Here is a 23337-nt window from a genome sequence, read left to right as displayed (position 1 = left end):
CGGCGGTGCGGCGATCCGACTTGTCCCGCGAAGAGGCCAGACCTGCTGTCAGATATCCCACACCACATTGACGGCGAAGTTGCGCCCCGGCATGGTCAGGCGGTCGAGGTTGGCCGGCTGGGTCACGCCCGCTTCACCTTGGCCGTCGTAGCCACGCACCGAATCCCACTGCCAGTATTTCTTGTCGGTCAGGTTGTACAACCCGGCGTTGACAGTGACGTCGTCGGTCACCTTGTAGAAGCCGCTCAGGTCCAGCACGCCGTAACCCGGGGTGCGGAACTGCGAGCTCTGGCCGTCCGGCGCGAAGAACGTGGTGTCGTCGACGCGGGTCTTGCGCTTGACCAGGGTCCAGCTCAGCAGGCCGCCATAGTTCGGCTGCTCGTAACCCAGGCCGAACACGCCGGTCAGCGGGTTGACGCTGTTCAGCGGCTGGCCGTTGTCATCGTTGCGGCCATGGGCATATGCAATCGAGCCCTGGGTGTACAGGCCCTGCGGCGCACCGAAGTGGTCGAGATTCAGGCGGCCCTTGATCTCGGCACCCTTGATGGTGGCGTGCTTGATGTTGTTGGCCTGGAACGTGGTTTCCAGGTTGGCCGACTGCACGGCGTCTTCGTCGATGAAGTCGCGGTACTTGTTGTAGAACACCGCCACGTCGAAGTTGCCAGCGTCAAAGTTGCCGCGCAGGCCGGTTTCGTAGCTCTTGCTCTTTTCCGGTTCGAGGCCGGGGTTGCCCTGCACGCTGTAGCCCAGGGTCGGGTTTTCAAAACGCCCGTACATCGACTTGGCCGTCGGGGTGCGGAAGCCTTCGGCGTACTGGCCGTACCAGGTGTAGTTGTCGTTGAAGGCATAGGTCAGGCCGAACTTGGGCGAGACGCGGTGCCACTTCTTGTCCGAGTCGTCGAGGCTGCTTGGGGCGGTGCCTGAGCCCTGGATGCCACGCAGGAACTCGTCGGTGAATTTCGGTTCCATGCGCGTGTAGTCGTAGCGGGCGCCGGGCATGAAGGTCCAGTTGTTCCAGCGGATTTCATCCTGGACGAACAGGCTGTAGGTGTTCACGGTCGGGTCCGGGAAGTCGCTGACCAGCGCCTGGGCATCGCTGGTGCTGACCTGGCCGATGGCGCGGCAGGCGCCACCGACTGCCAGGCAGGTGCCGGTGCCGCTGCGCGAGCCGGTGACCTTCTCGTGCTTGAGGGTGGTGCCGTAGGTCAGCAGGTGGTCGGTGGCACCGACGCTGAAGGCCTTGTCCAGCTGGGCGTCGAACACCCACTGGCGGTCCTTGTAGGTGGTGTCGCGGGTGCGCAGCACGGTGCGGCTGAACGGGAAGTAGACTTCCTCGGTGCTCTGGTCGGTCTTGGCGATCTGGTAGTTCAGGCTCCATTTCACGTGGTCTGCGACCAGCGAATCCAGGCCGAACTCATGGTTGATGCCAAAGCGCTCGCGAGTCACGGTGTCGTTGCCGGTGCGGCTGCGGTACATGCCCAGGCCGGTGCCGTTGGTGAACGGGCCACCGACGGCGCTGAGGATGTTCTGGTCGCGGTCATCCTTGTAACGCTCGTAGGTCAACCCCAGGCGGGCATCGTCGGCGTAGTTCCAGCCGAGCTTGGCCAAGACGTTGGTAGTGCGCACGTCTTCCGGGTTGGCCTCGGTGCGCGACAGGCCGGTGCCACCATGGCTACCGTAGGATTCGGTCTCGTGGCCGTTGCGCTGGCTCAGGTGCAGCAGGCCGTCGAAATCGCCAGTGCGGCCAGCCACGGTAGCCGAGGTCAGCCAGCTTTCATCAGCCGAGCTGTAGCCAGTCTTCAGGCGTGCGCCGACGTCCTTGCCAGGCTTGATGATGTCGTCCGGGTCGAGGGTGAAGTAGCTCACCGCGCCGCCGATGGCGTTGCTGCCGTACAGCACCGAAGCCGGGCCGCGGAGGATCTCCACGCGCTTGACGATCTCAGGGTCGACGTAGTTGCGCTGGGTCTGGGCGTAGGGGCCGTAGAAGAAGCTGTCGGGGACCGACACGCCGTCAACCTGGGTGAGCACACGCTCACCGTCGATGCCGCGGATGTTGTAGCCGTTCAGGCCACTGCGCTGGCCGGTGCCCCCTACCGACACACCGGGTTCGTAACGCACCAGTTCCTGGATGTTGTTGACGTTCTGCCGGTCCAGTTGTTCGCGGGTCTGCACGCTCACGGTGCTCGGCACCTGGCTCACGTCCTGGGCGCTACGGGTGGCGCTGACGGTCATCTGCTGCAGGGCGATGACGTTGCCCGCCGACTGGCGTTCGAGCACCACGTTGCCGTTGCTGATCTTGCGGAAGCCCAGGCCGGTGCCCTGGAGCAGGCGCTTGAGTGCGGCTTCCGGCGCCAGCGAACCCTGTACACCCGGCGATGCCACGCCGTCGGCCAATTCGGCGCTGAAGCCGACCTGCCAACCAGTGACCTTGCTGAAGGCATTGATCGCTTCGACCAGCGGCTGCTGGGCGATGCTGAAGCGGTAGTCGCCCATGCGCGGGCTGCTGGCCTGGGCCGGTTCGGCGGCCAGCGCCGGCAGGCTGCAGGCACCGCTGGCGAGCAAAGCCAGTGTCAGCAGCGACAGCTGACCGGTACGGCGGGGACGGGTGGACGGGCGAGATGGACCTGTGGACATCGAAAGCGCTCCCTGACGCGCGAACTGTTATAGGTGATGACCGTTCTTGTTTTCAAACAAGAATCAGTTGCATTGGCTATAACGAGACGGGCGGGGTGACGCGATCGCGTAAAAAAACTTTCAACTCAGTTGATGATCACCACGGCGGGGAATTCGTGCAGCTGCGCCGATGTGATGTGGGCCAGGGCGCGCAGGGTTTCCAGCGGCTGATCGAGGCGGTAGTTGCCGGTCACCGCCATGTCGCCGAGGTGGTCGTTGCGGTTGATGATCCAGCCGGGGTAATAGCGCCGCACTTCGGCCAGCACCTGGCTCAACGGGCAATTCTCGAACACCAGGCGGCCATCGACCCAGGCCAGGTCCTTGTGCATGTCCGGGCGCTGGCGCTGGCCGAAGCCCTGTGGGCCGACACTGATGCTGTCGCCGGCACTGAGGCGAATGCGCTGGTCGCGGGCTCCCTGCAGGTCGACGTCGCCGCGCTGCACGCGAACCTGTGCCTCGCCGTCGAGGTAGCGCACGGCAAAATCGGTATCGCGTACCTGTGCACGCACGGGGCCTGCCTGCACTTCCAGCGGCAACTGGGCGCCACCGGGCACCTGGAAGTACGCCTCGCCTTGCAGCAGGCGTGCGACCTGGCGGCCACCCTGTTGGTCGCTGGCGAAGGCGGAATTGGTGTTGAGCAGGACCTTGGCGCCGTCATCCAGCTCCAGGCGCTGGCGTTCACCGACCACGGTCAGGTGGTCGGCCTGCAGGCGCACCGGCAGGTTGCCGAAGGTGAACAGCCCGACCAGCAGCACGGCGGCAGTCGCCAGTGGCTTCCAGTGCGCGCGCACGCGTCCGCGCAGCGAGTGTCGCTGGTGCTGGTGCATGTGCATGGCGGCCTGGCGCAGCGGCGCGCCGTTCCACAAGGCTTCAGCCTCGACATAGGCCTCGGCGTTTTCCGGGGCTGCGCTGAGCCATTGCTCGAAGGCGAGGGTGTCGGCTTCGCTGGCGCACTGCAGGCGCACGAGCCAGTCCAGCGCCTCGTCCAGCGCACGGGCGCGGGCGTCGGGCCCGGTGGCTGGCGGGCGAGTGACGGGGCTGTCGGTCACGGTGGGTCCTTGCAGGTATTTTTGCGAATGATCAAGGCTTGGGCGAAGCATGGCAAGCGCCATGCCGCATTCGGCACGCCTGCGGTCGGCTCATTTGAGACGGTCGGCCACGCCCATGCAGATGGCCATGATCAGTTTCAGTTCCTTCTGTACCGTGCTGGCCGAGACCTGCAGCTGCTCGGCAATTTCCAGGTAGCTGGCGCCGTGCAGGCGACTGAGGATGAAGATGCGCTGCTGGCGCTCGGTCAGCTGGTTGAGGCTGACGCTCAGGTGCTTGAGCAGTTGCTCGGCGTGGGCGGCGTCCTCGCTGCTGCCCAGCGGGGATGCGACATTGTGCAGCACCTCGTCGGGCACATCGTCGACCAGCATGCGCGACTGCACCCGCCGCGTGCGCAGGTGGTCCAGGGCGAGGTTGCGGGCGGTCTGGAACACGAAGGGTTCGAGGTGTTCGATGGGCCGCTCGCCCAAGGCGCGGGACACCCGCAGGTAGGTTTCCTGCAACAGGTCCTCGGCGGTGCTGGGGTTGCCCACCATGCGTTGCAGGGTGCGCAGCAGGGAAAGGCGCTGGACGAGGAAGACGGAGTTGAACCGGGACTGACTCACGGGGTGACCTGGCCGACGAAAGGTTAATGATAATGCTTATCATCTTGTGGTCAGGTCAAGCCTGGAATTGTTAGGAAAAGGTAAAGATTGTCTGTAGGGATGTGAGGAGGTGTTCTGTTTGGCACAAGGAGGAAAAGGGCGGGAAGAAGCGGGAAGAAAGTGGAAAAGCCCGGATTCATTGGGCCATAAGAAAAGAAACGGTGCCAAAGCAGGGCCAAAGAGCCGCTAAGATAGAAACCGAGGGAAAGGCGCCAATCGCTCGATTTTGGCGCCCTCTTTGGCCCTCTGGATTAAATCATCCAGCCACCCGCCCATACAACACGACCGACGATCTCCAGGCTATCCAGGCGCTCAACAGGGATGCGCACAGGGTGATAGGCCGAGTTGGCGCTAATCACCGACATGCTGCCGTCAAACTCCCGTTGTAGACGCTTCGCATAGAGCAAGTCATTCAGACGGATCACATAGAAAGCCTCGCCCTGAAAATGGTTGCGACTCAAATCGACCATGACGGTATCGCCCTCGCTCAGCTCAGGCTCATTTGAATCCCCATCGACCCTGACAGCGGCTAGCTGCTTGGGCTCCAGCCCTTTCTTCCTGAGGCTATAACGAGTAAAGGCAAGCATTGCCAATACTCGTGCGCCCTCGTTCCAAGCGCCATGGCCTTGGCTTATATAGGCGTCATAGAGCGGGATGTATGCGTAATCCGCAGCTGACGCGCTGCGGACGCCCTCAGGGGTCTCAGTATCAGCCAGGCACATCTCTCCCTTGCCTGTTGCGATCCAATCCAAAGAAACGCCACGCGCCGCTGCTAGAGCGGCCAGAGAGTCAAATGCGGGCATTCCTTCGCCTGCGATCCAACGTGAGAGCGAGGACATGGCTACTCCGGCAGTCAGCGCAGCCTGTTTTCGGGTCTCGTAAAGGTTCGCGACAGCCGCAATCCGGGTTTCTATTCCCGTATCCGCTAAAGAAACTTTTTTAGGGTCATCGCTCAACGGTTTCTATTCTCGTCTAAGTCACTGATTTCATTGGGTTTTGTCGTTGATCGAGCGCCGCCCATCCGAAATGCGCAATAAAAACTCCCAAATACGGTTTACTGCTTCCCGTATACGGGGTTATATTGTTCGAAACCGGCCGTTAGCGGGCCGGGTAATCACCCCTAATTCGGGAATAACCCTTATCATGGACAGTCACAATATTCCGCTGGATCTGGATAGCCGCTGGGAATGGGTAAAGTACCAGCTGCGCATCCGAGGCACCTCAATCGCAGACCTTGCTCGCGATGCGGACCTTAACGAAAGCGCCTTCCGTAACGCCAAACGTCGTGCTTACCCGCGTGTTGAGCGTGATATCGCAAACGCGTTGGGCATGCTTCCTGGCCAGATCTGGCCAGAGCGCTGGAATGCCGATGGCACCCCCCTTCGACTCCGCCCCAATCGCGCCGAGAGCAATGTCTCGCCAACCGATAAGGATACCGGAGAAAGTTCGAAAGGTAACAATAAACCAGCTGAGCGGGATGACCAGCATCATCGAGGAAACGACGATGCGTAATTGGTTAACAGCTCAGGAGCTGGCCGGGCTCCCAGGCCTACCAGGCACTGTTCCAGGAGTGCGCAAAGTGGCTATCCGTGAAAACTGGGCCTCTCAAAAGCGCAACGGCACGAAAGCCATCGAATACGCCTACTCCGACCTCCCAGCAGAGACTCAATCTGCTTTGCTGTCGCATGCCATATCTGAGGCGGGAGAAGACACTCAGGAGGCTCCGCAAGCCGTTAATGCGCTGGTGGTCAAAGTCGAGGCTAAGCCAGCACTTGCTTCGGGCAAGGTCGAGACGAAGCCTGCGCGCTCTTCGGCAAAGCTGACTGACCGACAGAAGGCTGTGATGGCAGCGCGGCTAGCTTTCGTTCGCGAGATCGAGAGGATGTCAGCGGTCGTCTCGCAGAAAACCGCGATAGCGACGCTGGTTAAGCATGCTCAGGATGGCCATCTCTCGCCCTACCTCCAGCAACGAGTGCAGCTTGCGAACGACCGGAAAACTGCCGAGCGTGGTCTGTCGGAACGCACGCTGAAGCGCTGGCTGGCTGTGTGGCGTGCCGCAGGACAAGACGAAGCCGCGCTGGCCCCTATGCGTCAGAAAGCGAGCCTGGAGATACCAGAATGGGCTCCTGCTTTCCTTCGCTGCTATCAGAGGCCCACAAAGCCTAGCGTGGCAGCGAGCTACACCGAGTTTGCCGCGACTTGGACGAAGACGCTGCCAAGTATTCACGCAGTGACACGATTTCTGAAAAAGCTGTCACCAGACGCCCTGAATGTAGGGCGAATGGGGCCGCAAGAGTTGAAATCGCTTCAGGCGTTTAATCGTCGCTCAACGGCGAACATCGCCCCAGGCGAGGTGTACACGGCGGACGGCCACAAGTTTGATGCCGAAGTAGTGAACCCGATTACCGGAAAACCCTACAGACCAGAGATTACAACGGTCCTGGATGTGGCTACGCGTCGTGTAGTCGGGATATCCGTGGGTGAGGCCGAGTCTGCATTCGGTGTGCTCGATGCGCTTCGTGATGCAGTCCAGAAATGCATGTTCGCGATTTTCTACGTGGACAACGGTTCAGGCTTCGATAACGACACTGTTCGAGAAGTAGTAGATCGATTGGGCGGAACAATGCAGCACTCGCTGCCATATAACAGCCAAGCTCGCGGATTATCGGAGCGTGGTCACCAAACTATCTGGGTCCGCGCTGCGAAGAAGCTCACTTCGTATATCGGGGCTGACATGGATAAACACGCCGGCACAAAAATGCACAAGATCAGCCGGAAAGAGTTGAAGCATCACGGAAAGTCGAGAGTGCTACCAGAATTTGGCGTGTTCATGGCTGGTGTTGAGCATGAGATTGCTCACTACAACAGCACACCACACAGAGGACTGGAAAAGATTCGCGACCCTGAAACAGGGGCCTTACGACATATGAGCCCGGATGAAGCTTGGAATGCTGCGATTGAAAGTGGTTGGGAACCCATGGTCGCTCCGTCAGAGCTGGTTGAGTCTCTGATGCGGCCGCAGGTGGTGAGGACTACTCGCCGAGGTGAGATCTCCTGGAACGGGAGCCTCTATTTCATGAGGGATCTGGAGAACTTGCACGGACAAGAAATACGGGTTGCCTACAACGTTAGAGATGCTAGCCAGGTCTGGGCGTACACGTTAGATGGCGAACTGATCGGTCCGGCAATGCTCGACGGCAATAGTTCCGACTACATGCCTCGGACGATGTTGGAAGCAGCTCGGGAGAAGCGACAGCAAGGGCAGTTCAACCGCGCTATCGGCAAGATCGAGACGCTAACCGGGCACAAAGTAGAAATGATCGCTCCGTCGATTTCACCGTCCGCAAACCTGCCGAGTGAAACCCTAGCGGCAGCACGCGAGTATGCGGTGGCAATTGAGCAGCAGACGCCGAAATTCGATGTACCCAAAAATGACGTCGCGAGATATCGGCTTTGGGAAAAATTGGATGAGCGGAAAGCCGCTGGAGAGGAACTCACCGCAGACGAAGCCAAGTGGTATGAGCGTTATCCAAGCCACCCAGACTTCGTTGCGATGAAAGAAGTATTTCAACAGCAAGCGGGCTGACAAGAGCCCCTATCAGGAAGAAGTCGGCGTGCGCCAACACGCCAGACAACAGGAGAAGCACAGTGAGTGTAACCAAAATCGTTCCATTGACAAATGTCGGCTTGCTTTCGGGCGCTATGAGCCGGGCCAAAAATCGACCTTCGAATCTGCCAGGCCTCGTTGCTATGTATGGCCCAAGCGGCTACGGCAAAAGCCTTGCGGCCGCATTCGCAGCTAGCCAGCATCGCTGCTATTACACCGAGTGCCGCGACACTTGGAGCAAAAAAGCCTTTCTGTCCGCGATCTTGAGGGAAATGACTGTACTGCCAGGGCGCACCCTTTCTGAAATGGTGGATCAAATCGCAGTCCAGCTGTCCACTTCTGGCCGGCCGCTGATCGTAGATGATGTTCAGTATCTCTTGGACAAGGCTGTGGCCAACGTCCTGACCGACATTTATAACGCCAGCGAAGGAACCATCGTCCTTATTGGCGAAGAGCGAGTGCCCTCGTCACTTCAACGACTGGAGCGGCTCCACAACCGTGTACTTGAGTGGGTGCCAGCGCAGGCAGCATCAATTGAAGACATCAAGAATCTTGCCAAAGCTAGCTATCCGGAAATCTCCTTTGGTGATGATCTCCTGGAAGAACTCAGGAAAGTAACAAAAGGATGCCTGCGGCGAGTAGTAGTGAATCTGCATCGCATTCAATCGGAAGCATCTGCGGCGATGTTAGATTCAATTGATCTGGATGCTTGGGGGAAGCGCGACTGGTTCACAGGCGATGCGCCTAGCCGGAGGGCTGTCTGATGGCCGGACGTAAAGCGCATTTGGTTGTGACTGGAACCAAGGAACCTCGGCAGCGCATCTGGGAGTCTGTGCGAGTCCTTAGCCTCGCTTTCTCTATCAATGATATTGCCCGTCGCAGCGGTCAAATGCCCGACGATATCAATCGTTATTTCAAGGCGCTGGTGAAGGCAGGAATTATCAAAGTAGTCGAGACGCCAGCCGGAAAAGTTGGTCGCGTCTACTCGCTTGTGAAGGACGAAGGGGTTGATCATCCGCGAGTCAACGGCCGGGGTGAGCGCACTTATGCTCACCTCGCTACCGAGAATATCTGGCGCACCATTCGCATTCTGAATGGCAACCTCACTGCTGAAAGTGTTGCACAGGCGGCATCATCAGGTGAGGCATCGTTGACCGTTATTAAGGTCCGCCAGTACCTCAATGCGTTAACAGAAGCAGGTTACCTGGAAAAAACCGAGTTCGATGTTACGACGCCGGAGGTCTACCGGCTCGTTCCAGGCAAGTACACGGGGCCTCGTCCGCCAGAAATTCGAAAGCTCGACTCGCTCCAAGTTTACGACCCGAACTTGAGCAAGCTGGTTTATGCCAGAACGACCGGTTCGTATGGCGCTGATCGCAGCCTAGTAGAACCTGGGGTCGCCTTGCTGCGCACTCGGGACTTGCTCAGCGAGTGGCTGGAGCTGGCTCAAAGTGGCACAGCGGGCAAGCCACCTGCCGACCTGGTGCAGCGCACTCAACTTGAACTGGCTTCCACTGGGGAGTCGGGAGGCCTGCAATGAAACGGGCAGTGAATCTTTCGGCCTGGGGAGAAGAGCCGCCGCTGTTCGTGCGGCTCCTGGCAAAGGAAGTGACGGCCACCAGCCGCACGCATGCCGCGACCCGTATCAAGATGAGCCGCACAGCGGTAAGTCTGGTGCTCGAAAACAAGTATCCAAGCCCAACTACCGCAGGCGTAGAGCGCCGAGTGATGGAAGTTCTTGGCCGTATCGAGTGCGTTGCTACTGGTGAGTCACTGACGGTTGAGCAGTGCCAGGGCTTCTATCAGCGCCCGGCACCTACTCATAACCCACACGCCATGCAGCACTGGCGTACTTGCCAGCAGTGCCCTTTTAACCCGAATTGCTCTGGAGGCCGAAATGACTCTGTGCACTAAAGATGAAGAACGTAAGCGCGTAGGTTTCACCGCGACTCTTGCTCGGGCTCTGGCTAAGGCAAGTGTGCTGGGAACTTTTTTTAAGCTCGGTGAAAGTTCGGGCAAAAAATTGGCATTCGAACAGATTAACAAACCAACCGTTAGTTCCGTAGTGGATGAATCACCAGTGATGGCTACTGGCTCACAGGAAACGCCTTGGATGATCGAGGCATATTGCTGGAACGGGGTCAGGCACGCACCGGTCACGGTGGCTGCGCAGTTCGGAGAGGAGCGCATTAAGGCGCTGCTTTCCGAGCTGCAGGCCTACCACCTGCAGATGCCCGAACTCACCCAGCTTGATGCGCTGATGAAATGGCGCGCTGGCCACCCACTCGGGGGCAAGGCGGTATTTGCCAGCTACTTCCGTGCTCGCGAAATCCCGACTCTGCCGGGGGTGCACTGATGCGTACTCGTTGCCCGAACTGCGGGACAACCCTCTCGCTTGACGCGCTGATCGCACACGACGGCGCCCGCGACGCACTGGGCGTTGCCTTCAAGCTTTCCGGCTCGCTCGGTCACGCCCTGGTGCGATACCTGGGGCTGTTCCGTCCTGAAACCCGCGAGCTGACGATGGATCGCGTGGCCAAGCTGCTCGCCGAGCTGCTGCCAGATGTCCAGGCCCAGCGCATCGAGCGCAGCGGTCAGGTCTTCGAAGCCCCGCCTGAGTGCTGGGCATGGGCAATCGACCAGGCGTTGGCGGCTCGCGAGGCTGGGCGGCTGGTGACGCCGCTCAAGGGCCACGGTTGGTTGTACCAGGTAATGAGCCAGTACCAGGGTCAGGCGCAGGCCGTAGCGCCGGTTTTGGCACCGGAGGTGCGCCATCAGCAGCGCCTCCCGAGCCGCCAACAGAGCCAGACAGTCGCGGCGCTGGCCGCGCTTCAGGAGCAAATGGATGACTGAGAAGTGGTTTAAACGAGCCATCGTCGCGGGGTTCCAGGGGTTGGTCACGCTGCGCCTGGACGGTGCCCCGCCCGCAGACGCGGTGGCCATGACCCTCGATATCTGGCTGGTAGCACTCACGAAGAACCGCCAGTGGGACGAGCAGGAAGACGCGGAACGCATCAGGCAGACATTCGAGTCGCTGTTTGCCAGCTGCGAGAGGTGGCCATCGCCAGCGCGGTTCCTGCGCGATTTGAAGCCTCGCAAGCAACCACTGATGTTGCCCAGGCCGGAGCGCAGTCAGGCCCAAGTCGAGAGGGGGCAAGCATCCCTCAAGGACATTGTTGACGCCCTCAAGGGCCGAGTGCGTGCCCAGACGGTCACTTCGCTGAAAACGGGCACACAGATCGAATACACCAGGCAGCAGGCAGGGCGAGTCGCCACAAAGCTGCAAGGCACCGAACCAATGAACATGGAGCAACAACAGTGACTAACAACGTTCCCGAAGGTTTTTTGAAAGACGCTAAAGGCCACCTGGTGCCGCTGGAGTTGGTGAAGCCAATCGACATGGCGCGCAACGACCTGGTGCTGGAGCTAGTGGCCAAGGCAAAGGTGGTGTCGGACACGCTCGCCGCGTTCAAGGCCGATGCTTTCGGCGACATCAAAGCCTTCGTCGACATGTCTGCGGAGCAGTACAACGCCAAGCTTGGTGGCAAGAAAGGCAACATCACGCTGATGTCGTTCGACGGCCAATTCAAGGTTGTGCAAGCCGCCCAGGACAACATCCGCTTTGACGAGCGTCTGCAGGCCGCCCGCGCCTTGATTGATGAGTGCCTGACCGAATGGACGCAGGACGCCCGGTCCGAGGTGCGCGCCATCGTCAACGAGGCCTTCCGTGCTGACAAGCAAGGCGAGATCAGCACCGGCCGAGTCCTTGCCCTGCGCCGCATGGACATCACCGATGCCCGGTGGCAGCGCGCCATGGAAGCTATCGGCGATGCCGTCCAGGTGGTCGGCTCGAAAAGCTACATCCGCGTGTACCAGCGTATCGGCGAGTCGGAGCAGTACGTGCCGATCCCGCTTGACATCGCGAGCGCTGCGCTTGGCGCCGCCACCCCAACCCTGCACTGATTCTCCTCTGACCACCCAAATTTCTGTGAGTAGTAAGCATGGCCAAGATCCAGATCACCGTAGAAGACAACGAAACCGGCGTATCCATCAGCGTTGATAACCACGCCGAGATGCACGGCACCGCAGCCGGGCGCGTTGTGGGCGCCATGATGAAGGGCGCAAAACTGCTCGACCGCATCCCGGTGCCAATCGTATCGGCAACACCAGGTTGCGATTGCGAGGTATGCCAGGCCTACCGCGAGTTGCTGCTGTTCAAGCCAACCATCCACTAAGCGAAACCGCCCCGGCCCAGCCGGGGTTGGTCTGCCCGCCATGGTGGCCGGGTACTGACGAGCAGCCGAGGAAAGCATGCAGAAGTACGACTGGGATGAATTGCGAGACCAGATGGACCAGCCCTATGGGCAGATGACCTTGATGTGTGACGGGTTCCGCGTCGAGCTGATGCAGTACACCAATGCCAAATCGCGTAGTTGGTGCACTGCGGTCTTCGTCAACGACTCGCGGAAATACGAATGGCTGCGGATGGAGGGTGATCAACCAGAGCACGAAGAGGCTCGCCGCTTCTACCGCCGCAGCACCAAAAAGATGTTCTCGGGTGCCGAGATCGCGCTGTATCGCAAGACAGCTGGCAAGAAGCGGGCTGATGAGCTGGCCAGCAAGACAATCACCAGCGTCACCTGGGACTGGTCGAACTTCAACGCGCTGAAGAAGCACCTGGAAGCCAACAACACCAGCATCGAGCGCCTGCACTGAGCGGCGACACGCGATAGATAGGGAATCTCATGGACCGTAACAAGGCCCTGGACAAGATCAAGAAATGCCTGAGGCTGGCCACCAGTGCCAACCCCAACGAGGCGGCGGCCGCGATGCGGCAGGCGCAGGCGCTGATGAAGCAGCACGGCATCGGCCAGGCCGATGTGAGCATGGCCAATGTCATGGAGTGCACCGCCCTAGCCGGGTCGAAGAAAACCCCGGCGATGTGGGAAGCGCAGCTGGCCAACACCGTGTCGCGGGCCTACACCTGCAAGGTGCTGTTTGCTGGTGGCATTGGGCGCTGGAATTTCATCGGTGAAATGGCCGAAGTAGCCGGCTACACCATGACCGTGCTGCTGCGCCAGGTGCGCCAGGCGCGACGTGACTTCACGCTGAGCAAGCTGCAGCGTTGCAAACCAGCCACCAAGGTGCGCCGCGCCGATGTGTTCTGCGAGGCCTGGGTTCATGCCGTATATGACCAAGTGTCGACCTTCGCAGGCGCCGAGCTGTCCCCTGCCGTGGAGCAGTACCTGGCACACCATTACCCAGACCTGGTGCAGCAGAAGCCTCGGGACCGAAACGAAACCACCCGTCGCAAGGCAGGCGTACGAGCCATCAGCGATGCGATGCATGGCCTGTTAGCCGCAGCTGATGTGCGTCTCAACCATGGCATGACCACAGCGGCGCCTTTGGCACTGTCGCAGGTGGCCTCATGAACCGGCGCAACCAGCAACTGAGCAAGATCCACATCGCCAAGAAAGACCTCGGCCTCGATGACGACACCTACCGTGCCCTGCTGAGCCGGATCACCGGCCAGTCATCGGCCAAGGACTTGAGCCCGCTCCAGGTGGCCAAGGTGCTGCAGGAGTTCGAGCGACTGGGCTGGAAGGCAAAGCAAGGCCGAGACAAGCCCAAGCCCGCAGCGGACAAGGCGAAGTTGGTCGGCAAGATCGAGGCGCAGCTGGCTGAAGCCGGCCGGCCATGGGAGTACGGCGACGGCCTGGCCAAACGCCTGTACAAGGTGGAGCGGCTGGAGTGGCTCGACGCCAAGCAACTGAGCGGCGTGGTCGCGGCTCTGGCCAAGGACGCGAAACGAAACGGGAGAAGGCAATGAGCAATGGGGAGTTGTTTACAAGTGAGGACATCGACAAGCTAGACCCGGACCAGGTGTTAGCTCGCATGGAGGATCCATCGGTCCTGGCTCGTTGGGAGGGAACGCTGGTAGAGATGTCCAGCCTTGCCGAGAATAAGCTGCTTCAGTTGATGCCAGGAATGGCCGACGCCGTGCCGCAGATCGCCCGCGAGGTGGTCTATGCGATCTGCCAAACGATGGGCGGTGCTGTCGTTTACATACCCCGAGGCGATAAATTGCGCCGGGCGCTGAGAGATGGGGAGATCTTTCGAGGGTGGCGAGACCAGAACACCCGGCCCGATGCGCTGGCTCGAAAGTTTGATCTGTCCAGCCAGGCGGTTTATGACATCATTGCCCGCCAACGAGTCCTGCATCGAAAGCAGGAGCCCGACCTTTTCGGGTACGACGATGCCCCCAAGCGGTTGCACTGACCGCCACCTCCTCAAGCCCCGCTCTGCGGGGCTTGTTGCTTAAATGCCCCGGAAATACAGCCCCCTCCTCACGCGAGCGAATCTAGCCAGGTCCACACCAACTGGCAGATTCGATCATGTCCCAGCACGAAACTTCTTCAGCGGATTACGCACAGCGCGTCATTGACGAGCGCTGCGAGAAGACGCGCCAAAAGATGATCGATGACTGCCCGAGCGAGTGGCGAATTGACGTCATCGGGCGGGTCGCAATCCATCGCCGGCAAGTTGCGCAGGACGCCTGCAAGGGTGGCCTGCGCGGTCGGTCAACTCCCGCCAACCCTCCCAAGCCTGGTCGCTACATCCCACCGGCCCAGCGCCGTAACGAACCAGCGGCGGCCGCAAGTGCTATCGCCAATATCCGCAACGCCCTCAAAACCAACAAGGAGGTTCGTCCATGAACCAGCCTAGCGACCGCCCGCGTCTTCGGCGGCACTATCGAGCACCACGCTTGACCTTCTGGACCCTGATCACCATCGGCCTACTGGTCGCGCTCTACCTCATCGCCCCGACCAAGATCGCCGTCGTCCTTTACAAGGCGGCGCTGGTAACTGGTGGCGCCGTGCTGGCCTACTGGATCGACCGCGCCCTGTTCCCGTATGCCCGCCCCGACCAGGTCAAGTCAGTCCATCAGCCATGGGCCGGCATCCGCCGCGCCCTGATCGTGCTGGCCTGCGTCCTCGGCCTGACGTTGGGGCTCTGAACATGCGATACGGACGCCTACTGACACTGAGCGCGCTGCTGGCTCTGCCCGTGCTTGCAATCCTCGCTAACGTGCCCACGGCGCGAGCTGACATCCCGGCCGAGGCGCAGCAGTACCGCCGCGAGCTGACTCGCATCGCCCAGGCCGAGTGGGGGCTTGATGCCCCCGTGGCCACCTTCGCCGCTCAAGTGCACCAGGAGTCGCGCTGGCGGCTCAACGCGAAATCCCCTGTCGGTGCGCAAGGCTTGGGCCAGGTGATGCCCACGACCGCCGTGTGGCTTGCGGAACTGTTCCCCGACACCCTTGGCAATGTTCAGCCGTTCAACTCCACCTGGTCGCTCATGGCCCTGGTCAGCTACGACCGCTGGTTGGTTGACCGCATCAAGGGCCGCAACGCCTGCGAGCGCCACGCCATGGTGCTGTCCTCCTATAACGGCGGCCTTGGCTGGCTGATCCGCGACCGCAAGCTGGCATCGGCAAAGGGCGCCGATCCGCTGGCTTGGTTCGGCTCCATTGAGCGGTTCAACGCGGGCCGCTCTGCTGCCGCCTTCCGAGAGAACCGGGGCTATCCCCGGCTGATCCTCAAGACCTTTGAAGCTCAATACATCGCTGATGGCTGGGGCAATGGGGTGTGCTCATGAGCAGCATCAAACCGGTGCTCGTCTGGCTCCTGGTTCTTGCTGTCGCTGTCGGCGGCCTGACCCTGGTTTACAGCAATGGCTACGACCAGGGTTTCGCCTTGGCGAAAGCCAAAAGTGATGCGGCCCTGAGCGAGCAAACCACGGCGCATGAGGAGGAGCTGCGCCGCCTGGCTGAGTCCGCCGCCGCAAGCCTGAAGAAAGCCGCAGACGAGCTGATCGCATCCCAGGCATACGGCAACCAATTGGCGGCGGATCTGGTCGCCAAGCGGGACGAGCTGCGGGCCGTCACTGAAAAACTCAACGGAGAAATCCAGCGTGTCACGACCCTGTACCGCCGCGCCCTCGATGCGCAGCCTGAAGCGCTGCCTCCTGCTGTGTTCACTGTTGGCTTTGTCCGCGTGTGGAACAACGCCCTATTTGGCACCGCAACCGCAAGCTCAGCCGCAGTGCCTTCCACCGGCACCACCACCAGCGGAGCTGATGCGACTCCCTCCGGCCCCTCAGCCGCTGACGACCTGATCGCGGGAGTCACCCGCGCAGACCTCCTGGCCAACCAAATCCGCAACGGCGAGGGCTATGCCGCCTGCCGTGCCCAGCTAACGCAACTGATCGAATGGAATACACGCAATGGACGTAACTGATATCGCCACAGAAACGGAAGAGGCATTCCGCGAGCAGGCGCTGGCGGCGCGAGGCGCAGGCCGGGCGCACTACACCGGGCCTCGCATCACGCACTGCGAGTGCTGCGGCGACCAGATCCCCCCAGCACGCAGCGAGATCCTGCCAGGCGTTGAGCTGTGCGTGAGCTGCCAGGAAGACATCGAAAGGATGGGCGGCCGATGAGCACCATCGAGCTGCCGGTCTGGCAGCTAATCAGCATCGGCGTAGGCCTGGTGGGCGCAATGATGGCTCTCCTCAAGCTGCTGCTCGCCGCCATCGAGCGCCGCCTGGATCAGCGCTTTGCGCACATGGACGGCCGCTTCGAAGAGCTGGCCAAGGACTCCGACCGGCTGCGCCAGGTCGAGCTTGGCCTGGAGAAATTGCGCGGGGAAATGCCCCTGCACTACGTGCGCCGCGAAGACTGGGTGCGCAACCAAACCGTCATCGAGGCCAAGCTCGACGCTGTGGCTCTCAAACTTGAAAACGTGCAGCTCCGGGGAGCCCGTCCATGAACATTGATCCTGCCAAGACCCGCCGCGAGTCGATGCGCTGGCTCATCCTGCTGACCCTGAACACCAGTCGCCCAATTGACCCGCACGAAGCGGTAGTACTGTCGACGGTCCAGGGCATGTACCCCGACGCCACCGCGCTGGAGCTGCGTCGTGAGCTGGACTATCTGGCTGACCGTTCCCTGGTCACGATTGAGAAGTCGCCGGCCGGCCCATGGGCTGCTGGGCTTACCTCGCTAGGCGTCGATATCGCTGAGTACACCGTCGATTGCCGTCCAGGCATCGCCCGCCCAGTGAAGTATTGGTAATGCCGCCGCGTAGCAAAGTCGCCGCCCTGCCGCCGGAAGTGAAGTCCTGGCTGGATCAGTCGCTGGTGGAAAATAACTTCGGCGGATACGAGCAGCTGTCGGCGGAGCTGGAATTGCGTGGCTACTCCATTGGCAAGAGCGCGCTCCACCGCTACGGCAGCGAGTTTGAGGACAAGCTGGCCGCCCTGAAGATGTCCAGCGAGCAGGCGAAGGCCGTCGTCCAGGCTGCGCCCGATGACGAAGGGGCGGTCAACGAGGCGTTGATGCGCCTGGTGCAAGAGCACCTGTTCAAGCTGTTGATGGCTGCTGACGGCAAGATGGATCTGCCCAAGGTGGCCAAGGCCGTTGCCGAGCTGGGCCGGGCGTCTGTCGTCCAGGCGAAATGGAAGACCGAGATACGTGCCAGGGCGGAAGCCGCTGCCAACCAGGTCGAGAAGATCGCCAAGAAAGGCGGCCTCAGCGCCCAGACCGTGGACGAGATTCGCCGCGAGATCCTGGGGGTGGCGTCGTGAATGTGATCCATCAATGGAGCGACGAAGACGGCATGTGGATGGATGCCAACGAGCAGAGCCTGGTATCCGCCAGGGCTGCTGGCTGGAAGACCAGGACCGTTGTCGAACTTGCCGACGCGCCGCTGCCTGACTCGGTGCGCTGCTCGCTCATGAACCTCATCCGCGATGACGCCTACGCAGCATCGTTCCAGTCGCTCGGACAGTACCGGTCGGCGCTGCTCCGTGCGATCCGTGAGGATCAGGCGCGATGAGCCATACACTTTCCCCGCTTACTCAGGCGCTCAGGTCTGAAGGCATCGGCAGCACTCCCGTTGTGCTGCTGCCTTATCAGCAAAAATGGATCGGCATCCGGGCGCCGCTGAAGGTCGGCGAGAAGTCGCGGCGTATCGGCCTGACCTGGGCGGAGGCCGCTGATAACGTCCTGGTCGCAGCCGCTTCCAAGAGCGCCAAAGGACAAACCGTCTATTACCTGGGCTACAACCAGGACATGACGGTCGAGTACATCCAGGCCTGCGCGATGTGGGCGCGTGCCTTCGACTACGCGGCCGGCGAGATCGAAGAAGGCATCTGGCCGGACGAGGACAAAGAGAAGCACATCAAGACCTACACCATCGTGTTTCCCTCGGGGCACCGCATCGTGGCGCTCACCAGTCGGCCGAGCAACTTGCGGGGTCGTCAGGGCGTGGTGGTGATCGACGAAGCGGCGTTCCACCAGGATCTGGCCGAGCTGCTGAAGGCAGCGCTCGCCCTGCTGATCTGGGGTGGTGAAGTCCATGTGATCAGTACCCACGATGGCACCGAGAACGCTTTCAACGAGCTGATAGAAGAGATCCGCGCCGGTAAGCGTAAGGGGCATCTGTTCCGCTGCACCTTCAGCGAGGCGGTGGCCGAGGGCTTGTATCACCGGGTGTGTATGCGCCGTGGCATCCCTCACGTCCAGGAAGAAGAGGACGCTTGGGTCGCGGACGTTTACAGCTTCTACGGCGATGCGGCTACCGAAGAGCTGGACTGCGTGCCCAGCCAGGGCGGTGGCGCATACCTGTCGCTGGCCCTGGTCGAGAGTCGCACCAGCCGGGAGTCCCCGGTGCTGCGCCTCAAATACCCGCAGGGTTACGAGACGGCCCCGGAGCACCTGCGCCTGGCTGAGTCGCTGGAGTGGTGTGAGCGCGAGCTGCTGCCGCTGCTCAAGGACTTGCCAACCAATGTGCAGAGTTTCTATGGGATGGACTTCGCCCGCTCGGGTGACCTGTCCGTCTTCTGGCCGGTCCTCAAGGAGCAGGACCTGCGCAAGCGGACGCCCTTCGTGCTGGAGATGCGCAACGTGCCGTTCAAGCAGCAGGAGCAGATCCTGTTCTACATCGTTCGGCGCCTGCCCAACTTCCTCAAGGGCGCGCATGACGCCCGAGGCAACGGCCAGCAGATCGCCGAGTCTGCCGCTGTGGAGTTTGGATTCAACCGCATTGAGCAGGTCATGCTCACCGAGGGCTGGTATCGGGACAACATGCCGCCATTCAAGGCTGCGCTGGAAGACGACACCCTTTACGCCATCCCAGCCGACAAGGACGTTACCGGCGACATCCGCGCTTTCCGGGTGGTGAAAGGCGTAGCGCGCATCCCCGAGCAGCGCACCACGGAGAAAGGCGGCGATAAGCGCCACGGAGACGCAGGCGTTGCCCTGGTCCTGGCTGACTTCGCCAGCCGACAAGAAGTAGAAATTTTCGAATCCCACCGCGTCCAGCAGTCGGCCTCGCATGATCGTCAGGTCGTGCGCGGGGCCGGTTGGCGCTCTAAAGAAGGCATCTGGTAATGGCCCGTTCCCCTATCGTCGACCAGTACGGTCGCGCCATTGAATACGATCAACTGAGCGAGGAAGTTGCCGCCCCGCGCATTACCGGCGTGCGCCATGTTTGGCATCCGTCAGTGGCGGGCGGGCTCACCCCGGGGCGGCTTGCTGCCCTGCTGCAGGCCGCCGCCGAGGGTGATGCTCGCGATTACCTGACCCTCGCCGAGGAGATGGAAGAGCGAGACTTGCACTACGCCTCGGTGCTGGGCACTCGCAAGCTCGCTCTGGCTGGGCTGAATATCCGGGTGGAAGCAGCCACCGACGACGCCGAAGACATTCGCCGGGCCGATGCCCTGCGCGAGGTTGTCGAGTCGCCGGAGTTCGGGGAGGTGCAGACGGATCTGACCGACGCTCTGGGCAAGGGCTACTCGGTCGCGGAGATCATCTGGGATCGCAGCGGCAAGACTTGGACACCACAGCGCTTTGAATGGCGCGACCCGCGCTTCTTCGCTTTCGACCGGGAAACCGGGCAGGAGCTGCGCCTGCTCGATGACGCCGACATGGTCAATGGCGTCGCGCTGGCTCCGTACAAGTTCATCGTACACCGACCACGCCTGCGCACAGGGTTGCCGATCCGTGGCGGACTGGCTCGCCTGGCGGCAGTTGCGTACATGTGCAAGGCGTGGACATGGAAGGACTGGATGGGCTTTGCCGACATCTACGGCATCCCCATGCGCATTGGTCGCTACGGCCCGAACGCCAGTAAGGAAGATATCGGCGTGCTGCTGTCGGCGGTGGCCAACCTTGGAAGCGATGCCGCTGCTGTTATCCCAGACTCGATGCGCATCGACTTCAACCAGGCCGCCAACGTGGCTGGTGCAGGTGATTTCTTCAAGGGGTTGGCCGAGTGGTGGGATAAGCAGCTGTCAAAAGCCATCGTCGGCCAGACCATGAGCGCCGACGATGGGGCCAGCCTGGCTCAGGCCAAGGTCCACAATGAGGTGCGTCTGGACCTGCTGGAGGCCGACGCCAAGGCCGAGTCAAACACGCTAAACCGGATGTTCGTGCGGCCTTTCTGCGACTTGAATTTTGCACCAGGTCGTCGCTACCCACGGCTGATTATTGATGTGCCTCAGCCTGAAAACCTTGAGCTGCTCATCAAGGCAGTGCAAGCGTTCGTCCCGCTGGGAATGAAGATCGAGCAGTCGGTTATCCGCGACAAGTTCGGGATACCTGAGCCAGCGGAAGGAGCGGAAGTGCTCGGCGCACCTGCTCCAGCTGAGGGGCCGGTGGCCACCGCCCTTAACCGTGAGCGCCCAGCGGCAACGGCTGCGGCCCCGGACATCGTGGACAACCAGGTCGAAACGCTGGAGGCATCTGCCGCCGCGCCAATGGATGACCTGGTGGAGCCGATCAAGGAGCTGGTGGCTTCGGTTAGCAGCCTTGAGGAGCTGCGAGACCGGCTCATTGAGGTTTACCCGGCCATGAATGCCGTGCAGCTCGCCAACGCCATGGCTGACGGCATGGCCGCAGCGAGTATGGCCGGTCGTTTCGACGTACTGAGGGGGCTTTAAGCGGTTGGGATGGTTGGGCGCGGGTCGACCTGGTCGAGGTCTTCATTTGCCGCTTCTAATTCGTTCAGGGCCTCAGCCAAAGCAACATCAGCTGCCTGGTAGCAACCTTTATAAAGCTGCTCGGCTGTTTCTAGGGAGAAGCCGAGCGCTAGGAAGGATTCGATGATTTCGGATTTCAGCGCGTCTGTTTGTTGGAATGTGTGCTTGGCAACTGCGTGCTTCTCTCGTGCCGATTTGACTCTTGCTCTAGCGGCGATTACTCGACTGCTCATGATTAACCCCATTACGTTTCGATAGGAAAGCCCATGGCAGTATCCCACGGTTCGCTACCGTTCCAGGAACAGATTGACTACTTCAAGGGCAAGACCAACATGCCGTCCCGTGCCTGGACGGATGTCTATGCAGCCGAACATGACTGGGCGTTTGTTGTGGCCGGGGCGACGAAGCGCGACCTGCTGAGCGACATGCGCGGTGCCGTTGAGAAGGCGATAGCCACCGGGCGCACCCTGGAGCAGTTCCGTAAGGACTTCGACAAGATCGTTGGCCAACACGGCTGGGAGTACAACGGCGGCCGGGCTTGGCGAACGAAAACCATCTTCGAGACGAACCTGCGGCAGTCCTACAACGCCGGCCGGGAAGCGCAGATGGCTGACCCGGAGCTGCGCAAAGCTCGGCCGTACGGGCTTTATCGCCACGGCGATAGCTCACACCCGCGTCCCCAGCACTTGGCCTGGAATGGGACGGTGCTCCCGCTCGATGACGCCTGGTGGTCGACCCATACCCCGCAGAACGGCTGGGGATGCAAGTGCAAAAAGTTCATGGTCAGCGCTCGCGACGTTGAGCGCATGGGGCTTAAGGTTGGCCCAGCCCCGGTGGTCGAGTACGAAACCCGCATCGTCGGCGTCAACAGCCCCAATGGCCCACGCAGCGTCCGCGTGCCTCTAGGCATTGATCCTGGATTCGAGCGTGCGCCGGGCCAGTCGCGACTGTCATCTGCCGTGCCGGCACTGCGCGCACACGATCCACTGCCAGCACCTGGTGCGCGTCCAAGCCCGGTGCCAAGTGCCGGGTTGCCTAACCGCCGCGCTCCTGGTCCGCTCCCCGCACCCCGGCCGGCAGCGGCAAGTCGGGTGATGCCTGAAGGCCTGGACGAAGAGGAGTATGTCGGCCGGTTCCTGGGCGAGTTCGGCGCTACCGAGACTGCCCCGGCTGTGTTGCGCGACAAGGTGGGCGACAGCGTCGTGATCGGTCGAGGACTGTTCGCTGATGCCAAAGAGGGCGCGCTGAAGGTCGGCGGCCGTCATCTGCTGTTATTGGCAGATGCGCTGCAAGAACCGGACGAGGTGTGGGTCAGGCTCGAATGGCTGGCCGAGCAGAACAAGGCCGTGCTGCGCCGACGCTACATTACCCGCCTCGAACTGGATGGGGAGACAATGCCGGCGCTGGCAGTGTTTGAAGTCGGCGCGGATGGCTGGGACGGCGTCGCCACGCTTTCCCAAGCCAGCAGAGACCCTGAGTACCTGGAGCAGCTGCGCATTGGCGTGCGGGTCTACCGTCGCTTGGATGACGATTGATCCAAGGCGTCTACATATAGAAGGAGGTCGCCATGGCCGGCGCAATACTTGAAGTAGCATTTGACGCATCGGTGGTTGGGCGCGAGCTGGAACTGCTGATAGAGCGCCTGGGCTCGCTGCGGACGCCGCTCAACGACATTGCCGAATATCTGCACCTGTCCACTGATAGTCGAGTGCGCCGTCAGATTGCACCGGATGGCTCACCATGGGCACCGCTGTCGCCGCGCACCCTGGCCAGGAAGAAAGGCACCAAGATCCTGCGCGAGTCCGGGGCTCTGCTCGACACGCTTCGCCACCAGGTGAGTGATGACGGGCTCGACTTTGGCACCGACCGGCCCTACGGGGCCATTCACCAGGACGGCGGGAAGATCGAGCACGCTGCCAGATCTCAGCAGGTGTACTTCAAGGAGAAAGGTGGCGTTGTCGGCAACCGCTTCGTGAAGAAGAGCAAGTCCAACTTCTCCCAGTGGGTGACCCACGGGGCGAGATCTGTCGAAATGCCAGCCCGTCCCTACCTCGGATTGTCGAGCGAGGACGAGGCAGAGATTTTGGAGATCGTTGCTGGCTATTTGAAGGGTTAACCAGGTCTTCTAAAAACGCGCTCATTTGAGCCTTCTGGAGGGCCTAGGCGGTGCATCCGGTTGGGATTTGATCGGGAGCACCGTTAGATTACCGTTAGATTTGCTTCTGGCCCCATTCCCAACCTCTGACCGACACCGGGAAACATCGAAAGGCTGGAAAACCCGAAAAAATGACTCGCTCGCCTCGCATGGCGATGTAGCATTCT

At 61.2% G+C, this 23337-nt stretch carries 32 protein-coding genes and 1 other RNA gene; 28 read left to right on the top strand and 5 right to left on the bottom strand.

Features of this window, described 5'->3' with window-relative positions:
- Positions 1 to 48: 48 nt before the first annotated feature.
- From C2H86_RS06730 to C2H86_RS06715, 4 genes are all read right to left on the bottom strand, one after another.
- Positions 49 to 2634 (bottom strand): TonB-dependent receptor, encoded by a 2586-nt coding sequence (locus tag C2H86_RS06730; RefSeq protein ID WP_159411941.1) that lies wholly within the window; start codon positions 2632 to 2634, stop codon positions 49 to 51.
- 125 nt (positions 2635 to 2759) lie between these two features.
- Complete coding sequence (locus C2H86_RS06725) at positions 2760 to 3722, bottom strand: FecR family protein (protein ID WP_159411940.1); 963 nt, start codon at positions 3720 to 3722, stop codon at positions 2760 to 2762.
- 90 nt (positions 3723 to 3812) lie between these two features.
- Positions 3813 to 4325: an RNA polymerase sigma factor gene (locus C2H86_RS06720; protein WP_085673511.1), complete on the bottom strand. Its 513-nt coding sequence runs from the start codon at positions 4323 to 4325 to the stop codon at positions 3813 to 3815.
- A 290-nt stretch (positions 4326 to 4615) separates the two neighbouring features.
- Positions 4616 to 5320 carry a S24 family peptidase gene (locus C2H86_RS06715; protein ID WP_159411939.1) on the bottom strand — a complete coding sequence of 235 codons (705 nt, stop codon included), beginning with the start codon at positions 5318 to 5320 and terminating at the stop codon, positions 4616 to 4618.
- A 187-nt stretch (positions 5321 to 5507) separates the two neighbouring features.
- Here C2H86_RS06715 and C2H86_RS06710 point away from each other — a divergent pair, with 187 nt between their 5' ends.
- From C2H86_RS06710 to C2H86_RS06585, 26 genes are all read left to right on the top strand, one after another.
- On the top strand, positions 5508 to 5876 hold the full coding sequence (locus tag C2H86_RS06710; RefSeq protein WP_159411938.1) for a helix-turn-helix domain-containing protein: 369 nt from the start codon (positions 5508 to 5510) through the stop codon (positions 5874 to 5876).
- Positions 5842 to 7950, top strand: a complete 2109-nt coding sequence (locus C2H86_RS06705) for a DNA-binding protein (protein ID WP_197884289.1) — start codon at positions 5842 to 5844, stop codon at positions 7948 to 7950. The genes C2H86_RS06710 and C2H86_RS06705 overlap by 35 nt, the downstream gene beginning before the upstream one ends.
- Before the next feature lie 62 nt (positions 7951 to 8012).
- Positions 8013 to 8735, top strand: coding sequence for an AAA family ATPase (locus tag C2H86_RS06700; RefSeq protein ID WP_070094971.1), 723 nt, complete (start codon positions 8013 to 8015; stop codon positions 8733 to 8735).
- Entirely contained in the window at positions 8735 to 9511 is a 777-nt protein-coding gene (locus tag C2H86_RS06695) for a hypothetical protein (RefSeq protein WP_159411937.1), read from the top strand. The genes C2H86_RS06700 and C2H86_RS06695 overlap by 1 nt, the downstream gene beginning before the upstream one ends.
- Positions 9508 to 9885 carry a hypothetical protein gene (locus C2H86_RS06690; RefSeq protein WP_159411936.1) on the top strand — a complete coding sequence of 126 codons (378 nt, stop codon included), beginning with the start codon at positions 9508 to 9510 and terminating at the stop codon, positions 9883 to 9885. Before C2H86_RS06695 ends, C2H86_RS06690 begins: the two co-directional genes overlap by 4 nt.
- Positions 9869 to 10327, top strand: coding sequence for a hypothetical protein (locus tag C2H86_RS06685; protein WP_159411935.1), 459 nt, complete (start codon positions 9869 to 9871; stop codon positions 10325 to 10327). The genes C2H86_RS06690 and C2H86_RS06685 overlap by 17 nt, the downstream gene beginning before the upstream one ends.
- Entirely contained in the window at positions 10327 to 10824 is a 498-nt protein-coding gene (locus C2H86_RS06680) for a hypothetical protein (RefSeq protein ID WP_159411934.1), read from the top strand. Before C2H86_RS06685 ends, C2H86_RS06680 begins: the two co-directional genes overlap by 1 nt.
- The gene (locus tag C2H86_RS06675; protein ID WP_159411933.1) at positions 10817 to 11293 is read left to right on the top strand and encodes a hypothetical protein; all 477 of its coding nucleotides are present in this window, start codon (positions 10817 to 10819) and stop codon (positions 11291 to 11293) included. The genes C2H86_RS06680 and C2H86_RS06675 overlap by 8 nt, the downstream gene beginning before the upstream one ends.
- Positions 11290 to 11934, top strand: a complete 645-nt coding sequence (locus C2H86_RS06670) for a DUF3164 family protein (protein WP_159411932.1) — start codon at positions 11290 to 11292, stop codon at positions 11932 to 11934. The genes C2H86_RS06675 and C2H86_RS06670 overlap by 4 nt, the downstream gene beginning before the upstream one ends.
- Positions 11935 to 11972: 38 nt before the next feature.
- Complete coding sequence (locus C2H86_RS06665; protein ID WP_159411931.1) at positions 11973 to 12206, top strand: hypothetical protein; 234 nt, start codon at positions 11973 to 11975, stop codon at positions 12204 to 12206.
- Positions 12205 to 12277: hammerhead ribozyme type II (locus tag C2H86_RS06660), an RNA gene on the top strand. The genes C2H86_RS06665 and C2H86_RS06660 overlap by 2 nt, the downstream gene beginning before the upstream one ends.
- Before the next feature lie 5 nt (positions 12278 to 12282).
- Complete coding sequence (locus tag C2H86_RS06655) at positions 12283 to 12687, top strand: hypothetical protein (RefSeq protein ID WP_159411930.1); 405 nt, start codon at positions 12283 to 12285, stop codon at positions 12685 to 12687.
- A gap of 29 nt (positions 12688 to 12716) precedes the next feature.
- Complete coding sequence (locus C2H86_RS06650; protein ID WP_159411929.1) at positions 12717 to 13403, top strand: DUF2786 domain-containing protein; 687 nt, start codon at positions 12717 to 12719, stop codon at positions 13401 to 13403.
- Entirely contained in the window at positions 13400 to 13801 is a 402-nt protein-coding gene (locus C2H86_RS06645; protein ID WP_159411928.1) for a gp16 family protein, read from the top strand. The genes C2H86_RS06650 and C2H86_RS06645 overlap by 4 nt, the downstream gene beginning before the upstream one ends.
- The gene (locus tag C2H86_RS06640; RefSeq protein ID WP_159411927.1) at positions 13798 to 14250 is read left to right on the top strand and encodes a Mor transcription activator family protein; all 453 of its coding nucleotides are present in this window, start codon (positions 13798 to 13800) and stop codon (positions 14248 to 14250) included. Before C2H86_RS06645 ends, C2H86_RS06640 begins: the two co-directional genes overlap by 4 nt.
- A gap of 116 nt (positions 14251 to 14366) precedes the next feature.
- Positions 14367 to 14687, top strand: a complete 321-nt coding sequence (locus C2H86_RS06635; protein WP_159411926.1) for a hypothetical protein — start codon at positions 14367 to 14369, stop codon at positions 14685 to 14687.
- Entirely contained in the window at positions 14684 to 14989 is a 306-nt protein-coding gene (locus tag C2H86_RS06630; protein WP_159411925.1) for a putative holin, read from the top strand. The genes C2H86_RS06635 and C2H86_RS06630 overlap by 4 nt, the downstream gene beginning before the upstream one ends.
- Positions 14990 to 15015: 26 nt before the next feature.
- On the top strand, positions 15016 to 15630 hold the full coding sequence (locus C2H86_RS06625) for a transglycosylase SLT domain-containing protein (RefSeq protein WP_420029776.1): 615 nt from the start codon (positions 15016 to 15018) through the stop codon (positions 15628 to 15630).
- Positions 15627 to 16271 carry a DNA-packaging protein gene (locus tag C2H86_RS06620; RefSeq protein WP_159411923.1) on the top strand — a complete coding sequence of 215 codons (645 nt, stop codon included), beginning with the start codon at positions 15627 to 15629 and terminating at the stop codon, positions 16269 to 16271. The genes C2H86_RS06625 and C2H86_RS06620 overlap by 4 nt, the downstream gene beginning before the upstream one ends.
- Positions 16258 to 16473, top strand: coding sequence for a TraR/DksA C4-type zinc finger protein (locus tag C2H86_RS06615; protein WP_159411922.1), 216 nt, complete (start codon positions 16258 to 16260; stop codon positions 16471 to 16473). The genes C2H86_RS06620 and C2H86_RS06615 overlap by 14 nt, the downstream gene beginning before the upstream one ends.
- Entirely contained in the window at positions 16470 to 16802 is a 333-nt protein-coding gene (locus tag C2H86_RS06610) for a hypothetical protein (protein WP_159411921.1), read from the top strand. The genes C2H86_RS06615 and C2H86_RS06610 overlap by 4 nt, the downstream gene beginning before the upstream one ends.
- Positions 16799 to 17107: a hypothetical protein gene (locus C2H86_RS06605; RefSeq protein ID WP_159411920.1), complete on the top strand. Its 309-nt coding sequence runs from the start codon at positions 16799 to 16801 to the stop codon at positions 17105 to 17107. Before C2H86_RS06610 ends, C2H86_RS06605 begins: the two co-directional genes overlap by 4 nt.
- Positions 17107 to 17619 (top strand): DUF3486 family protein, encoded by a 513-nt coding sequence (locus tag C2H86_RS06600; protein ID WP_159411919.1) that lies wholly within the window; start codon positions 17107 to 17109, stop codon positions 17617 to 17619. Before C2H86_RS06605 ends, C2H86_RS06600 begins: the two co-directional genes overlap by 1 nt.
- On the top strand, positions 17616 to 17870 hold the full coding sequence (locus C2H86_RS06595) for a hypothetical protein (protein WP_159411918.1): 255 nt from the start codon (positions 17616 to 17618) through the stop codon (positions 17868 to 17870). Before C2H86_RS06600 ends, C2H86_RS06595 begins: the two co-directional genes overlap by 4 nt.
- Positions 17867 to 19426: a hypothetical protein gene (locus C2H86_RS06590; protein WP_232247591.1), complete on the top strand. Its 1560-nt coding sequence runs from the start codon at positions 17867 to 17869 to the stop codon at positions 19424 to 19426. The genes C2H86_RS06595 and C2H86_RS06590 overlap by 4 nt, the downstream gene beginning before the upstream one ends.
- The gene (locus tag C2H86_RS06585; RefSeq protein WP_159411917.1) at positions 19426 to 20976 is read left to right on the top strand and encodes a DUF935 domain-containing protein; all 1551 of its coding nucleotides are present in this window, start codon (positions 19426 to 19428) and stop codon (positions 20974 to 20976) included. The genes C2H86_RS06590 and C2H86_RS06585 overlap by 1 nt, the downstream gene beginning before the upstream one ends.
- Here the strand turns inward: C2H86_RS06585 and C2H86_RS06580 are convergent.
- Positions 20973 to 21248: a hypothetical protein gene (locus C2H86_RS06580; protein ID WP_159411916.1), complete on the bottom strand. Its 276-nt coding sequence runs from the start codon at positions 21246 to 21248 to the stop codon at positions 20973 to 20975. The genes C2H86_RS06585 and C2H86_RS06580 overlap by 4 nt on opposite strands.
- Positions 21249 to 21281: 33 nt before the next feature.
- On the opposite strand from C2H86_RS06580, the gene C2H86_RS06575 reads away from it, so the two are divergent.
- Both C2H86_RS06575 and C2H86_RS06570 read left to right on the top strand, forming a co-directional pair.
- Positions 21282 to 22550 (top strand): PBECR2 nuclease fold domain-containing protein, encoded by a 1269-nt coding sequence (locus tag C2H86_RS06575; RefSeq protein WP_159411915.1) that lies wholly within the window; start codon positions 21282 to 21284, stop codon positions 22548 to 22550.
- Positions 22551 to 22582: 32 nt separating this feature from the next.
- Positions 22583 to 23131 (top strand): phage virion morphogenesis protein, encoded by a 549-nt coding sequence (locus C2H86_RS06570; RefSeq protein WP_159411914.1) that lies wholly within the window; start codon positions 22583 to 22585, stop codon positions 23129 to 23131.
- Positions 23132 to 23337 lie beyond the last annotated feature (206 nt).

This window comes from Pseudomonas putida, assembly GCF_009883635.2.
Classification (GTDB): Bacteria; Pseudomonadota; Gammaproteobacteria; order Pseudomonadales; family Pseudomonadaceae; genus Aquipseudomonas; species Aquipseudomonas putida_W.
Note: the sequence above shows the minus strand (reverse complement) of the source record. Positions and strands in the feature narration are given on the sequence as shown.